Source organism: Enterobacter sp. BNK-14, assembly GCF_047456095.1.
In the GTDB taxonomy this organism is placed as follows: Bacteria; Pseudomonadota; Gammaproteobacteria; order Enterobacterales; family Enterobacteriaceae; genus Enterobacter; species Enterobacter kobei.
This window is the reverse complement of record NZ_CP179897.1, coordinates 2,530,578-2,546,300: the sequence shown is the minus strand read 5'-3', so window position 1 is coordinate 2,546,300 and position 15,723 is coordinate 2,530,578. Positions and strand designations below refer to the sequence as shown.

At 56.9% G+C, this 15,723-nt stretch carries 8 protein-coding genes; all 8 read left to right on the top strand.

The features are described 5' to 3' along the window. The first annotated feature begins 7 nt into the window (after positions 1-7). On the top strand, positions 8-760 hold the full coding sequence (bcsQ, locus tag ACMGGM_RS12180; RefSeq protein ID WP_014885603.1) for a cellulose biosynthesis protein BcsQ: 753 nt from the start codon (positions 8-10) through the stop codon (positions 758-760). Next, complete coding sequence (bcsA, locus tag ACMGGM_RS12175; RefSeq protein ID WP_014885602.1) at positions 757-3,372, top strand: UDP-forming cellulose synthase catalytic subunit; 2,616 nt, start codon at positions 757-759, stop codon at positions 3,370-3,372. The genes bcsQ and bcsA overlap by 4 nt, the downstream gene beginning before the upstream one ends. A 10-nt stretch (positions 3,373-3,382) precedes the next feature. Further along, complete coding sequence (bcsB, locus tag ACMGGM_RS12170; RefSeq protein ID WP_045135437.1) at positions 3,383-5,803, top strand: cellulose biosynthesis cyclic di-GMP-binding regulatory protein BcsB; 2,421 nt, start codon at positions 3,383-3,385, stop codon at positions 5,801-5,803. A 6-nt stretch (positions 5,804-5,809) separates the two neighbouring features. Beyond that, positions 5,810-6,916, top strand: coding sequence for a cellulose synthase complex periplasmic endoglucanase BcsZ (gene bcsZ, locus ACMGGM_RS12165; RefSeq protein WP_045135438.1), 1,107 nt, complete (start codon positions 5,810-5,812; stop codon positions 6,914-6,916). Next, on the top strand, positions 6,898-10,380 hold the full coding sequence (gene bcsC / locus ACMGGM_RS12160; RefSeq protein WP_063944051.1) for a cellulose synthase complex outer membrane protein BcsC: 3,483 nt from the start codon (positions 6,898-6,900) through the stop codon (positions 10,378-10,380). Before bcsZ ends, bcsC begins: the two co-directional genes overlap by 19 nt. 119 nt (positions 10,381-10,499) lie before the next feature. Further along, a complete protein-coding gene (hmsP, locus tag ACMGGM_RS12155; protein ID WP_023331533.1) occupies positions 10,500-12,506 on the top strand; it encodes a biofilm formation regulator HmsP in 2,007 nt (668 codons plus the stop codon). A 159-nt stretch (positions 12,507-12,665) separates the two neighbouring features. Next, entirely contained in the window at positions 12,666-13,952 is a 1,287-nt protein-coding gene (locus ACMGGM_RS12150) for a dicarboxylate/amino acid:cation symporter (protein ID WP_014885598.1), read from the top strand. A gap of 226 nt (positions 13,953-14,178) precedes the next feature. After that, positions 14,179-15,666: a M16 family metallopeptidase gene (locus ACMGGM_RS12145; protein WP_014885597.1), complete on the top strand. Its 1,488-nt coding sequence runs from the start codon at positions 14,179-14,181 to the stop codon at positions 15,664-15,666. Positions 15,667-15,723: the final 57 nt, after the last annotated feature.

The following is a 15,723-nucleotide window of genomic DNA, read 5'->3' as shown; positions in this document are numbered from 1 at the left end:
GCCATTGATGGCCATACTCGGATTACAGGGTGTCCGTGGCGGTGTGGGTACCACATCCGTTACCGCGGCGCTGGCGTGGTCATTACAGCTTTTAGGTGAATCGGTGTTGGTGATTGACGCCTGCGCCGATAATTTGCTGCGTATGTCGTTCAACGTCGACTTCACTCGTGAAGCGGGTTGGGCACGCGCGTTGCTTGATGATAAAGACTGGCGGGATGCAGGGCTGCGCTATACCTCTCAGCTTGATTTACTGCCTTTTGGTCAGCTCACCACCACCGAACGTGAGAATGAAGCCGCTTATCAGCGGTTGTTTTCGCAGTTCACGCTTGCATTGCAAAGTCTGAAAGAAAAAGGCCACTACCAGTGGATCCTGGTGGATCTGCCGCACGGCGCCGGGACGTTAACCCGGCAGCTTATCGCGCAGTGCGATCATGTTCTCTCCATCGTCAACGTGGATGCAAATTGCCATATTCGTCTGCATCAACAGGGGCTGCCGCAAAATGCGCACCTCCTGATTAACGACTTACGCATCGGGAGCCAGATCCAGGACGATCTCTACCAGGTCTGGCTACAGAGTCAGCGTCGCCTGCTACCCATTGTGATTCACCGGGATGAAGGAATGGCAGAATCCCTGGCCTCCAAGCAGCCGCTCGGCGAGTACCGCAGCGATTCCCTGGCGGCAGAGGAGATCCTCACGCTGGCTAACTGGTGTCTGCTGAACTTCGCCAACGCGGCGGAGCCGGCAGGGAGTTCGGTATGAGTCGACTCGCCAGTTGGTTCCTTATCCCGCCGGTTAATGCGCGTCTGAGCGAACGCTACCGACATTTTCGTCGGCATGGTGCGTCGGCATTCAGTGCCGCGCTTGGCTGTTTCTGGATGATTATGGCCTGGATGTTCATTCCGCTTGAACATCCGCGCTGGCAGCGCATACGTGCGCACCATAATGAATTATATCCACACATTAACCCTGACCGGCCGCGGCCTTTGGATCCGGCGCGTTATCTCATTCAGGCCGTCTGGCTGGTCGTCACCTCGTCGCAGCGAGAACGCCAGACGCCGCACTGGCGCAGTTTCTCCCGCGTTCAACAGCTGCGCGAGCGCTATCACCAGTGGCTGGATAAATTGCCTGACAGCGTGACCGACAAAACCAGCCATCTGGATAACCAAAAAGAGCTCGGGCACCTCCACCCGGGCCTGCGGCGTTTTATCCTCGGCGTGATTGTCGTGTTCTCACTGATTCTGGCGCTGGTCTGTATTACGCAACCCTTCAATCCCCTGGCGCAGTTCACCTTCCTGATCCTGCTGTGGGGCGTGGCGTTGCTGGTGCGTCGTATTCCGGGCCGCTTCTCGGCACTGATGCTGATTGTGCTGTCGCTGACCGTTTCCTGCCGCTATATCTGGTGGCGTTATACCTCAACGCTGAACTGGGACGACCCGGTGAGTCTGGTCTGCGGTCTGATTCTGCTGTTTGCCGAAACCTATGCCTGGATTGTGCTGGTGTTGGGGTATTTCCAGGTCATCTGGCCGCTCAATCGCCAGCCCGTACCGCTGCCGAAGGACACCACGACGTGGCCGACTGTCGATCTCTTCGTCCCAACCTACAACGAAGACCTGAGCGTGGTGAAAAACACCATTTATGCTGCGCTCGGCATCGACTGGCCGAAAGATAAACTCAAGGTCTGGATCCTGGATGACGGCAACCGCCCAGCGTTCCGCCAGTTCGCGGAAGAGGTCGGCGTCGAATACATCGCCCGTCCGACGCACGAACATGCTAAAGCCGGTAACATCAATAACGCGCTGAAGTATGCCACCGGGGAGTTTGTCTCGATCTTTGACTGCGACCACGTACCTACGCGATCGTTCCTGCAGATGACCATGGGCTGGTTCCTGAAAGAGAAAGAGCTGGCGATGATGCAGACGCCGCACCACTTCTTCTCGCCGGACCCGTTTGAACGCAACCTTGGCCGTTTCCGTAAGACCCCGAACGAAGGCACGCTGTTCTATGGTCTGGTGCAGGATGGTAACGACATGTGGGACGCCACGTTCTTCTGCGGCTCCTGTGCGGTTATCCGCCGTAAACCGCTGGATGAAATTGGCGGTATTGCCGTCGAAACGGTGACTGAAGATGCGCACACCTCGTTGCGTCTGCACCGTCGGGGTTATACCTCGGCCTATATGCGTATTCCTCAGGCCGCCGGTCTGGCGACGGAATCGCTCTCGGCGCACATTGGTCAGCGTATTCGCTGGGCGCGCGGCATGGTGCAGATTTTCCGTCTCGATAATCCACTGATAGGGAAAGGGCTCAAGCTGGCGCAGCGTCTCTGCTACGTCAACGCGATGTTCCACTTCTTATCCGGCATCCCGCGGCTGATCTTCCTGACCGCACCGCTGGCGTTCCTGCTCCTTCACGCCTATATCATCTACGCCCCGGCGCTGATGATTGCGCTGTTTGTTCTGCCGCACATGATCCACGCGAGCCTGACGAACTCGAAGATTCAGGGTAAATATCGCCATTCCTTCTGGAGTGAAATCTACGAAACGGTGCTGGCCTGGTACATTGCGCCGCCAACGATGGTGGCGCTGATCAACCCGCATAAAGGGAAATTCAACGTCACCGCGAAGGGGGGGCTGGTGGAAGAGGAGTACGTCGACTGGGTGATCTCCCGTCCGTATATCTTCCTGGTGTTGCTGAACATCGTTGGCGTCATCGCCGGTATCTGGCGTTACTTCTACGGCCCTGAAAATGAAATCCTGACCGTCTTTGTGAGTATGGCCTGGGTCTTCTACAACCTGATTATTCTTGGCGGCGCGGTGGCGGTGTCGGTGGAGAGTAAACAGGTTCGTCGCGCGCATCGCGTTGAAATCTGCATGCCCGCGGCGATTGCCCGTGAAGATGGTCACCTCTTCTCCTGTACCGTGCACGACTTCTCTGACGGTGGTCTGGGGATCAAAATCAACGGCCAGGCGAAAGTGCTGGAAGGGCAAAAAGTTAACCTGCTGCTTAAGCGTGGCCAGCAGGAGTATGTCTTCCCGACGCAGGTAGCGCGTGTGGCGGGCAATGAAGTCGGTCTGCAACTGATGCCGTTGACCAAAAAGCAACACATTGATTTTGTGCAGTGTACGTTTGCCCGTGCGGATACATGGGCTCTCTGGCAGGACAGCTTCCCGGAAGATAAACCTCTGGAAAGCCTGCTGGATATTCTGAAGCTGGGGTTCCGTGGCTATCGTCACCTTGCAGAATTTGCCCCGTCGTCGGTGAAATTAATTTTCCGGTCACTTACTTCGCTGGTTTCCTGGGTCGTGTCGTTCATTCCTCGTCGTCCTGAGCGGGATGAGGCGAAGCAGGCGGACCCGGTTATGGCTCAACAATGATGATAACGCGATGAAAACAAAACTTTCCTGGTTATGTGCAGTGGCAATGGGGATGAGTGCGCTCCCCGCAACAATGGCTAACGCAGAGCCTGATAACGCAGCGGCAACGCCTGCGCCAACAGTGCCTGTGGTCGCGCAGGCAACCGATCCGGTTATTACTGCCGCGCCCGGTCAAACAGAAAATGTCATTCCGAACCAGCCAACGGAGGGGAACACTCTACCCGCCGAGAACCCGGTTATCGGACAGGTGATGCCGGGTGTTCGGGGGGCGAATGCGCCCGTTGTCGCGGAAAATGCCCCGTCACGCGACGTCAAGCTGACCTTCGCGCAAATCGCGCCGCCGCCGGGCAGCATGGTATTGCGCGGCATCAATCCTAATGGCGGCATTGAATTTGGCATGCGCAGCGATGAAGTCGTCTCGAATGCCGTGCTGAACCTTGAATATACCCCGTCGCCGTCCCTGCTGCCGACCCAGTCTCAGTTGAAGGTTTACCTGAACGATGAGCTGATGGACGTACTGCCGGTTACCAAAGAACAACTGGGTAAGAAAACGCAGGCGCAGGTGCCGATTAACCCGCTGTTCATTACCGACTTTAACCGCATTCGTCTGGAGTTTGTGGGTCACTACCGCGATGTCTGTGAAAACCCGGCCAGCAACACGCTGTGGATGGACATCGGGCGTAACTCCTCGCTGCAGATGACCTATCAGTCCCTGGCGCTGAAGAACGATCTCTCCGCCTTCCCGGTGCCGTTCTTCGATCCTCGTGATAACCGTCCGCTCACGCTGCCGATGGTGTTTGCGTCGTCCCCGGACGTAACCGAGCAGCTGGCGGCCACCATTGTGGCTTCCTGGTTTGGTTCGCGTTCCGGCTGGCGCGGTCAGAACTTCCCTGTGATGTATGACAAAATGCCGGACAGAAACGCGATTGTATTTGCCACCAACGCGAAACGTCCTGCCTTCCTGCGCGATCATCCTGAAGTCAAAGCGCCAACCATTGAGATGGTCAGCCACCCGGATAACCCGTACGTGAAGCTGCTGGTGGTCTTTGGTCGTGACGATAAAGATCTGGTCCAGGCGGCAAAAGCGATTGCCCAGGGCAACGTTCTTTTCCGCGGCAACAGCGTCGTGGTGGACGAGGTCAAGCCGCTGCTGGCGCGTAAACCTTATGATGCGCCAAACTGGGTGCGTACCGACCGTGTCGTGACGTTTGGTGAGCTGAAAACCTATGAAGAGCAGCTGCAGGCGTCCGGGCTTGAACCCTCGCCTATTAGCCTGTCATTGAACCTGCCGCCGGATCTGTACCTGCTGCGTACCAACGGCATTGATATCAATCTTAACTACCGCTATACCGCCCCAGCGACGAAAGACAGCTCGCGCATGGATATCAGCCTGAACAACCAGTTCCTGCAATCGTTCAGCCTGCAAAGTACCCAGGACACTAACCGACTGATGCTTCGCCTGCCGGTGCTGCAGGGGCTGCTGGACGGTAAAACGGATGTCTCCATTCCGGCACTGAAGCTTGGGGCAATCAACCAGTTGCGTTTTGACTTCCAGTACATGAACCCGATGCCTGGCGGTTCGGTGGATAACTGCATCACCTTCCAGCAGGTTCAGAACCACGTTGTCATCGGCGATGAGTCGACCATCGACTTCTCGAAGTACTATCACTTCCTGGCGATGCCGGATCTGCGCGCCTTTGCTAATGCAGGCTTCCCGTTCAGCCGCATGGCCGATCTCTCTGAGTCCATCGTTGTGATGCCAAAAGCGCCAAACGAAGGTCAGGTGACAACCCTGCTTGATACCATAGCAACCGTTGGGGCCCAGACGGGATTGCCGGCAATTAACGTCACGTTGACGGACGATGGCAGCCAGATCCAGAACAAAGACGCTGACATCATGGTCATCGGTACGATTCCGGATAAGCTGAAGGATGATAAGCGTATCGACCTGCTGGTGAAAGCCACGGAGTCCTGGGTTAACACCCCGCTGCGCCAGACCGATTTCCCGAGCATCATGCCGGATGCGAACGATCGCCAGGCCAGCGCGCAGACGGCCGTCACCTCTCAGGGGGCGATGGCTGCGGTAGTGGGCTTCCAGTCACCTTATAACGATCAGCGTAGCGTGGTGGCGCTTCTGGCGGACAGCCCGCGTGGCTATGAACTGCTGAATACGGCGATGAACGACAGTGGTAAACGTGCCGCGATGTTTGGCTCTGTGTCGGTGATCCGTGAGTCTGGCGTCAACAGCCTGCGCGTGGGTGATGTGTACTACGTCGGCCATCTGCCGTGGTTCGAACGCCTGTGGTATGCGCTGTCTAACCATCCGGTTCTGCTCGCCATCCTGGCCGCGGTCAGCGTGGTCTTGCTGGCATGGGTGCTGTGGCGTCTGCTGCGTATCATCAGCCGTCGTCGCCTCAACCCGGATGAGTAAGATGTGATGAAAGCCTTTCGCTGGTGTGCAGTAGCAGCGTTGATGCTGGCGGCGCTTCCTCTTCGCGCCGCCTGTACCTGGCCTGCCTGGGAGCAGTTCAAAAAGGATTACATCAGCGAGGGCGGGCGCGTCATTGATCCCAGTGACACGCGCAAAATTACGACGTCGGAAGGGCAAAGCTATGCGTTGTTCTTTGCTCTGGCCGCCAACGACCGCCGCGCGTTTGAGCAAATACTGACATGGACGCGCGATAACCTTGCCGGCGGCAATCTCAACGACCATCTGCCTGCCTGGCTCTGGGGGCAGAAAGACAAAGAAAACTGGGCGGTGATTGACACCAACTCCGCCTCAGATGCCGATGTCTGGATCGCCTGGTCACTGCTTGAAGCGGGCCGGTTATGGAAACATCCGGACTACACCCGCACGGGTAAGGCGCTGTTGAAACGCATTGCCGGTGAGGAAGTGGTGAAAGTACCAGGGCTCGGCGCCATGCTGCTTCCGGGTAAAGTCGGTTTTGCTGATGAAAACGCCTGGCGCTTTAACCCCAGCTATCTTCCTCCGCAGTTAGCAAGCTATTTCACCCGCTTTGGTGCCCCGTGGACCACGCTTCGTGAAACGAATCTGCGACTGCTGCTGGAAAGCGCGCCAAAGGGGTTCTCGCCGGACTGGGTGCAGTATCAGAAAAACAGAGGCTGGCAGTTAAAGCAGGATAAAGCGCTGGTAGGGGGCTATGACGCCATTCGTGTCTATCTTTGGGTGGGCATGATGAGTGATAAAGACCCTCAGAAAGCCCGGTTGCTGACGCGCTTCCAGCCGATGGCGGCAAAAACAATGAAACAGGGCGTGCCGCCGGAAAAAGTGGACGTGGCGACGGGTAAACGCACCGGCAATGGTCCGGTCGGGTTCTCTGCCGCCATGCTGCCGTTTTTACAACAGCGCGATGCTCAGGCGGTTCAGCGCCAGCGCGTTGCAGACCATTTTCCCGATAACAACGCCTATTACAGCTATGTACTGACTCTCTTTGGTCAGGGATGGGATCAGCATCGTTTTCGCTTCACCGCTAAAGGTGACTTAATACCGGATTGGGGCCAGGAATGCGCAAGTTCACAGTAAATTTACTCACTTTATCGCTTGGGCTGGCACTGATGCCGCTGGCGCAGGCCGTTAACTCTCCGCAGCAGAAACAGCTGCTGGAGCAGGTTCGGCTGGGCGAGTCGACACAGCGTGAGGATTTGGTTCGTCAGTCGCTCTATCGTCTTGAACTGATTGATCCGAACAACCCTGATGTTATCGCCGCCCGTTTTCGTTACCTGCTGCGCCAGGGCGATACCGCCGGTGCGCAAAAAGAGCTGGATCGCCTGAAAGGGATCGCTCCGGGCTCCAGCGCGTATCAGTCCTCACGCAATACGATGCTGCTTTCCACCCCGGATGGCCGACAGCAGTTACAGCAGGCGCGCTTGCTCGCCACGACAGGGCACACTCAGGAGGCGATTGCCGCCTATGACAAGCTCTTTGACGGCAACCCGCCGGGTGGCGACGTGGCGACGGAATACTGGAATGTGGTGGCGAAAGATCCTGCCCGCCGCAATGCGGCCATTAACCAGCTGAAAAAAATTAACAGCAGCAGCCCCGGTAATACGCAGCTGCAGACGACGCTTTCCCAGCTCCTGTTCCAGAGCGGGCGCCGCGATGAGGGCTTTGCGGTCCTGCGGGAGATGGCTAAATCGACCGGCGGCCGCAGCCAGGCGTCTGACATGTGGTATGAGCAGATCAAAGACCAGCCTGCCAGCAGCGCCAGCGTCAGCGCGTTGCAAAAATACCTGAGCGTTTTCAGCGACGGCGATAGCGTCGCGGCGGCGCGTGCCCAGCTTGAAGCGCAGCAAAAACAGCTCGCAGACCCGGCCTTCCGGGCGAAAGCGGAAGGTCTGGCGGCAGTGGACGCCGGGCAGGGGAGTAAGGCGGTTACGGAGCTGCAAAAAGCCGTCAGCGCCAACCATGCTGACAGTGAAGCGGTGGGTGCCCTGGGACAGGCTTATTCCCAGAAAGGCGATCGTGCCCGCGCGGTGGCGCAGTTCGAAAAGGCCATAGCCCTCGACCCGCAGAGCGATAACCGGGGTAAATGGGACAGTTTGCTGAAGGTCAACCGCTACTGGCTGCTGATCCAGCAGGGCGATGCGGCGCTCAAGGCGAATAACCCGTCACAGGCGGAACGTTACTATCAGCAGGCACGTAACATCGACAATACCGACAGTTACGCGGTGCTGGGCCTGGGTGATGCCGCGGCGGCACGTAAAGATAACGATGCGGCGGAGCGTTATTATCGTCAGGCGTTGCGTATGGACAGCGGTAACAGCAATGCGGTTCGCGGTCTGGCCAATATTTACCGCGCACAGTCACCGGAGAAAGCCTCGCAGTTTATCCAGTCGCTTTCTGCCAGCCAGCGCCGGAGCATTGATGATATTGAACGTAGCCTGACTAACGAGCAACTGTCTGCCCAGGCCGAACAGCTGGAGAATCAGGGGAAATACGCCCAGGCAGCAGAAATACAGCGCCGCCGTCTGGCGCTCTCGCCAGGCGACGTCTGGATAACGTATCGTCTCTCGCGCGATCTCTACAGCGCGGGCCAGCGCAGCCAGGCGGACACCCTGATGCGCCAGCTTGCCAGCCAGAAACCGTCTGACCCGGATCAGGTGTATGCCAACGGGCTCTATCTCTCCGGGAACAATCAGGACCGGGCCGCGCTGGCGCATCTGGATACGCTGCCGCGTAGCCAGTGGAATGGCAACATTCAGGAACTGGCCGACCGTCTGCAAAGTAACCAGGTGCTGGAAACCGCCAACCGCCTGCGCGACAGCGGTAAAGAGCAGGAGGCGGAAAACCTTCTGCGTCAGCAGCCGACCTCTACCCGTATCGACTTAACGCTGGCCGACTGGGCGCAGCAGCGTGGCGATCTGGAATCGGCGAAAACGACGTACAACGCCGTCCTGCAGCGTGAGCCGCAGAACGAGGACGCGATCCTCGGTCTGACCGAGATTTATAGCGCGCAAGGTAACAAGGACGCTGCGCGTGCCGAGCTGGCGAAACTGCCTGCCGCGCAGAATGGCGAACCGTTATCCCTCAATATGCAGCGTCGGATCGCGATGGCGCAGGCGGGGCTGGGCGATTCCGCCGCCGCAGAGCAAACCTTCAACAACATCATTCCGCAGGCCAAATCGCAGCCTGCCTCAATGGAAAATGCGCTGGTGTTACGTGATGCCGCGCGCTTCCAGGCGCAGAACGGTCAGCCTCAGCAAGCGCTGGAGACGTATAAAGACGCGATGGTGTCATCAGGCATCACGACGACCCGTCCGGTGGACAACGACAGTTTCACCCGTCTGACGCGTAACGATGAAAAAGATGACTGGCTGAAGCGCGGCGTACGGAGTGACGCCGGTGATTTGTACCGTCAGCAGGATGTTAACGTCACGCTGCAGCACGATTACTGGGGCTCCAGCGGCACGGGGGGCTATTCCGATCTGAAAGCCCATACCACCATGCTCCAGGTCGATGCCCCGCTCTCTGATGGCCGCATGTTCTTCAGAAGCGATTTGGTCAATATGGACGCCGGTTCATTTGATAACAATAACGGTACGTACGACCCTAAATGGGGGACCTGCTACGAAACACCGTGTAGCGGCAGCACCCATCAGAGTGACAGTGGCGCCAGCGTCGCCGTCGGCTGGCAGAATAAAACCTGGTCGATGGATATTGGTACCACCCCGATGGGCTTTGACGTCGTCGACGTGGTGGGCGGCCTGAGCTACAGCAGCGATCTGGGTCCCATCGGTTATACCGTCAACGCCCATCGTCGGCCAATCTCCAGTTCACTGCTGGCCTTCGCCGGGCAGAAAGATACCAATACCGGCACCACCTGGGGCGGCGTACGTGCGACCGGGGGGGGCGTAAGCATCAGCTATGACAAAGGTGAGGCGAACGGCGTCTGGTCAAGCCTGAACGCAGAAACGCTGACGGGTAAAAATGTGGAAGATAACTGGCGCGTCCGCTGGATGACGGGTTACTACTACAAGCTCATTAATAAAAACAACGAGCGTCTGACGGTCGGCGTCTCCAATATGCTCTGGCATTACGACAAAGACCTGAGCGGATATACCCTGGGTCAGGGCGGCTATTACAGCCCGCAGGAGTATGTCTCCTTCGCACTGCCGGTGACCTGGCGTAAACGCACAGAAAACTGGTCCTGGGAGCTGGGCGGCTCTGTCTCCTGGTCACACTCCAAAACCAAAGATGAACTGCGCTACCCGATTCAGAGTCTGATCCCGACCGATGAACCCGGCCGCTATACTGACCGGGGGGCGATGGAAACCGGCAGCAGCAGCTCCGGCACGGGTTATACCGCACGGGCGATTATCGAACGCCGGGTCACGTCCAACTGGTTTGTGGGCATGGGCGTGGATATTCAGGAAGCGAAAGACTATACCCCAAGCCATGCGCTGATTTATGTGCGTTACTCTGCCGCAGGCTGGCAGGGCGATATGGACTTACCGCCGCAGCCGCTCATTCCTTACGCGGACTGGTAATCGGATTTTCCTTAATCCATTTGTAAGTCTCTCTTAATAGCACAGCAATCGGGTATACTCAGGCGCGCCAGGTTTACACCCTGGCGCGCCCTGCGCTTCGAGTTTTGTGGAGAGTCATTTTGCGTGTCAGCCGTTCCTTAACGATCAAACAGATGGCGATGGTGTCTGCCGTCACGATGCTGTTTGTCCTGCTTTTCTGCGTCATTTTGCTGTTTCATTCCGTGCAGCAGAATCGCTATAACACGGCTTCGCAGTTAGAAAGTATCGCCCGCTCGGTGCGCGGCCCACTCTCCGCCTCGATCCTGAAAGGGGATATTCCCGAAGCGGAAACCATTTTAAAACGCATTCAGCCTGCTGGCATCGTGAGCCGCGCGGATGTCGTCTTGCCCAACCAGTTCCAGGCGCTGCGGATGAGCTTTATCCCGGAACGCCCCGTCCCGATGATGGTCATGCGCCTGTTTGAACTGCCGGTGCAAATTTCTCTGCCTCTCTATTCGCTGGAACGTCCTGCCAATCCGCAGCCGCTGGCCTACCTGGTCCTGCAGGCAGACTCGTATCGCATGTATAAGTTCGTCATGAGTTGGGTGGTTACGTTAGTGACCACTTGCTTACTTATGACCCTGATTCTCAGCGTAGCGTTAACCTGGTGTATTAACCGGTTGATTGTGCATCCGTTGCGCCGTATCGCCCGCGAGCTGAATGCGCTTGCGCCGCAGGATCAGCTGGGGCACCAGCTTGAACTGCCGCGCCTTCATCATGACGATGAGATCGGGATGCTGGTACGCAGCTATAACCTCAACCAGCAGCGCATCCAGCGTCAGCAGGATGAGTTAAATAACAGCGCCACGCGATTCCCGGTGTCAGAACTTCCTAATAAGGCGTTTCTGATGGCGATGCTGGAGCAGACGGTTGCGCGCCAGCAAACCACGGCGCTGATGGTGATCGCCTGTGAAACCCTGCAGGATACGGCGGGCGTGCTCAAGGAGAGCCAGCGTGAAATGCTGCTGCTGACGCTGGTGGAAAAGGTGAAATCTGTCCTGGCCCCGCGCATGGTGCTGACGCAGGTCAGCGGTTACGACCTGGTGGTGATAGCCAACGGCGTGAAAGAGCCGTGGCATGCCATCACATTAGGTCAGCAAGTGCTCACTGTCATTAACGAGCGGCTGCCTGTTCAGGGGATCCAGCTGCGTCCAAGCGCCAGTATCGGTATCGCCATGTACTACGGTGATTTAACGGCGGAGCAGCTGTATCGCCGCGCGTTCTCGGCGGCGTTTACCGCCCGGCGCAAAGGCAAAAATCAGATCCAGTTCTTCGACCCGGAACAGATGGAAAAGGCGCAGCAGCGCCTGACGGAAGAGAGCGACATCCTGACCGCGCTGGATAACCGTCAGTTTGCTCTCTGGCTACAGCCGCAGGTGAATTTACAGACGGGTGAAGTAAAAAGCGCCGAGGCGCTGCTTCGTGTACAGCAGCCGGACGGCTCATGGGAGCTGCCGGAGGGGCTGATTGAACGCATTGAATCCTGTGGCCTGATGGTCACCGTCGGTTATTGGGTGCTGGAGGAGTCCTGCCGCCAGCTTGCCGCCTGGCAGGAGCGCGGCGTGACGCTGCCGCTGTCGGTCAATTTGTCTGCATTGCAGCTCATGCATCCGACGATGGTTTCCGAAATGCTGGAGCTGATCAATCGCTACCGGATCAAGCCTGATACGCTGACGCTGGAAGTGACGGAGAGCCGACGCATTGACGATCCTAACGAAGCCGTTGCCATTCTGAAGCCGCTGCGCAATGCCGGCATTCGCATCGCGCTGGACGATTTTGGTATGGGCTACGCCGGGCTGCGTCAGCTTCAGCATATGAAAACCCTGCCGGTGGATGTGCTGAAAATCGACAAAGCGTTTGTCGAAGGGCTGCCAGAGGACAGCAGCATGGTGCAGGCCATTATTCAGATGGCGCGCAGTCTCAATCTGCATCTGATTGCCGAGGGGATTGAAACCGACGCGCAGCGCATCTGGCTGGCAGAGGCGGGCGTAGAGAGCGGTCAGGGCTTCCTTTTTGCCGCTGCTGTTCCTGCGGATGTCTTTGAACAACGCTACCTTCCCGGAGCTGACAATCACGCAAAAGTGTAATTTTGTTGCTGGCTTGTGCGAGCCAGCTCAAAGTTCTTAACATTTGTGTTTCAAATTTGAACTGAGTTTATTTCTGTCCTGTTATACGGGTGTTATTTTAGAGCCGCAGGTTAACCATAACCTTACAAAACCTGTGGTTTTTCTTCCCAAGGACACCTTATGAAAACCTCACTCTTCAAAAGTCTCTATTTCCAGGTCCTGACAGCCATCGCCATCGGTATTTTGCTGGGGCATTACTACCCTGAGCTGGGCGCGCAAATGAAACCGCTTGGCGACGCGTTCGTGAAGCTCATCAAAATGGTCATCGCCCCGGTAATCTTCTGTACGGTTGTCACGGGCATCGCTGGCATGGAAAGCATGAAAGCGGTAGGCCGTACCGGTGCTGTGGCGCTGCTCTATTTCGAAGTGGTCAGTACCCTTGCGCTGATTATTGGTCTGATTATCGTTAACGTGGTCCAGCCTGGTGCGGGCATGAACGTTGACCCCTCAACGCTCGATGCCAAAGCGGTCGCGGTCTATGCCGAGCAGGCGAAGGATCAGGGCGTGGTGGCCTTCCTGCTGGACGTGATACCCGGCAGCGTCATTGGCGCGTTTGCCAGCGGAAACATTCTGCAGGTACTGCTGTTTGCCGTCATGTTTGGCTTTGCCCTGCACCGTCTGGGCAGCAAAGGCCAGCTTATCTTTAACGTGATTGAGAGCTTCTCACAGGTCATCTTTGGCATCATCAATATGATCATGCGCCTGGCGCCAATCGGTGCCTTCGGTGCGATGGCCTTCACCATCGGTAAGTATGGCGTCGGTACGTTGGTGCAGCTGGGCCAGCTGATTATCTGCTTCTATATCACCTGTATTCTTTTCGTGGTGGTGGTGCTAGGCTCCATTGCCCGTGCGACAGGTTTCAACATCTTCAAATTTATCCGTTACATTCGTGAAGAGCTGCTGATTGTGCTGGGGACCTCTTCTTCAGAATCGGCGTTGCCGCGTATGCTCGACAAGATGGAAAAACTCGGGTGCCGTAAGTCGGTGGTCGGGCTGGTGATCCCGACGGGCTACTCCTTCAACCTTGATGGTACGTCGATATACCTGACGATGGCGGCGGTGTTCATCGCTCAGGCGACCAACAGCCATATGGATATTTTCCATCAGATCACCCTGCTGGTGGTGCTCCTGCTCTCCTCGAAAGGCGCGGCAGGCGTAACGGGCAGTGGCTTTATCGTGCTGGCGGCCACCATTTCTGCGGTGGGGCATCTGCCGGTGGCGGGCCTGGCGCTGATTCTCGGTATTGACCGCTTTATGTCCGAGGCGCGCGCATTAACCAACCTGGTAGGTAACGGTGTGGCGACGGTCGTTGTCGCGAAATGGGTGAAAGAGCTGGATCACAAAAAACTCGACGATACGCTGAATAATCGCGTGTCTGATAGCAAAACTCCTGGTTTAACCTCCTAATCTTGTTACAAATGCCCGCATTCCCTTGTCGGGATGCGGGCTCCTGCGCATAATAACCCTTCATACCTGTCATAATTCGACAAGATTTTTTTTGGGTATATTTCACTTCGGACCGTGACGTTTTGCCGAACGCGCGGTCTAATCGACGTGTTTTCATCGTCATCTTTTAGAGTGCAGCGCGTCGCGAGTCACTCTTTTTAACCAGGAATGTTGATCAGGGGTTCACATGCAGGGCACAAAAATTCGACTCTTAACCGGCGGTTTGCTGATGATGGCAGCAGCCAGTTATGTGCAGGCAGATGCGCTCCAGCCAGACCCGGCCTGGCAACAAGGCACGTTAGCGAACGGTTTCCAGTGGCAGGTTTTATCCACCCCGCAACGTCCGAGCGATCGTGTTGAAATCCGTCTGTCCGTTAATACCGGCTCCCTTACGGAAAGTACTCAGCAAACCGGTTTTAGCCATTTTATTCCCCGTCTGGCGCTCACTCAGAGCGGCAGCCTGCAAGCGGTTCAGGTGCGTTCGCTGTGGCAACAGGCCATCGATCCAAAACGCCCGCTGCCTCCGGCTGTGGTCTCCTATGACTACACCATGTTTAACCTGAGCCTGCCAAATAACCGTAACGATCTGCTCAAAGAAGCGCTGACCTATCTCGCTGATGCCTCAGGCAACCTGGCGATTACGCCGGATACCGTTAACTATGCGCTGAGCAACAGCGACATGGTGGCGACCTGGCCTGCGGATACCAAAGAGGGCTGGTGGCGCTACCGTCTGAAAGGTTCAACGTTGCTGGGTCACGATCCGGCGGAGCCGCTGAAGCAGCCGGTCGATGCCGAACAGGTGAAATCGTTCTACCAGAAATGGTACACCCCGGACGCCATGACGCTGATTGTGGTTGGCAATGTCGATAGCCGCGCGGTGGTTGAACAGATCAACAAAGCGTTTGGCGATTTGAAAGGCAAGCGTGAAACGCCTGCCCCGGTTCCGACACTCTCTCCGCTGCGCGCCGAGCCTGTCAGCATTATGACGGACACCGTGCGTCAGGACCGACTCTCCGTGATGTGGGATAACGCCTGGCAGCCTATCCGCGAATCCGCCGCGCTGCTGCGCTACTGGCGTGCCGACCTGGCGCGTGAAGCGTTGTTCTGGCACGTCCAGCAGACGCTCAGTAAGAATAACGTGAAGAATATTGGTCTTGGCTTTGACTGTCGCGTGCTTTTCCAGCGTGCGCAATGTGCCATTAACGTTGAATCGCCGGGCGATAAGCTGAATGCGAATCTGGGTGTGGTCGCCAAAGAGCTGGCAAAAGTGCGTAAAGAGGGCCTCTCTGAAGAGGAGTTCAATGCGCTGGTGGCCCAGAAAAAACTGGAGCTGCAGAAGCTGTTTGCGACCTACGCGCGTGCCGATACGGATATTCTGATCAGCCAGCGCATCCGCTCCCTGCAGAATCAGGTTGTCGACATTGCGCCTGAACAGTACCAGAAGCTTCGTCAGGATTTCCTGAACGGTTTGACCGTGGATATGTTAAATCAGGATTTACGTCAGCAGTTGTCGCAGGATATGGCATTGATCCTTATGCAGCCGAAAGGCGAGCCGGAATATGACATGAAGGAACTTCAGAAGACCTGGGATTCTATTATGGTTACCGCGCCGCAGCCGGCGACCGCAGCGGATGATTTACACCCGGACGCGACGGATATTCCGCAAGGACAGTAATGCGTAGACATGCCCTCTCCCTGTGGGAGAGGGCCAGGGTGAGGGCATCAGCCCTCA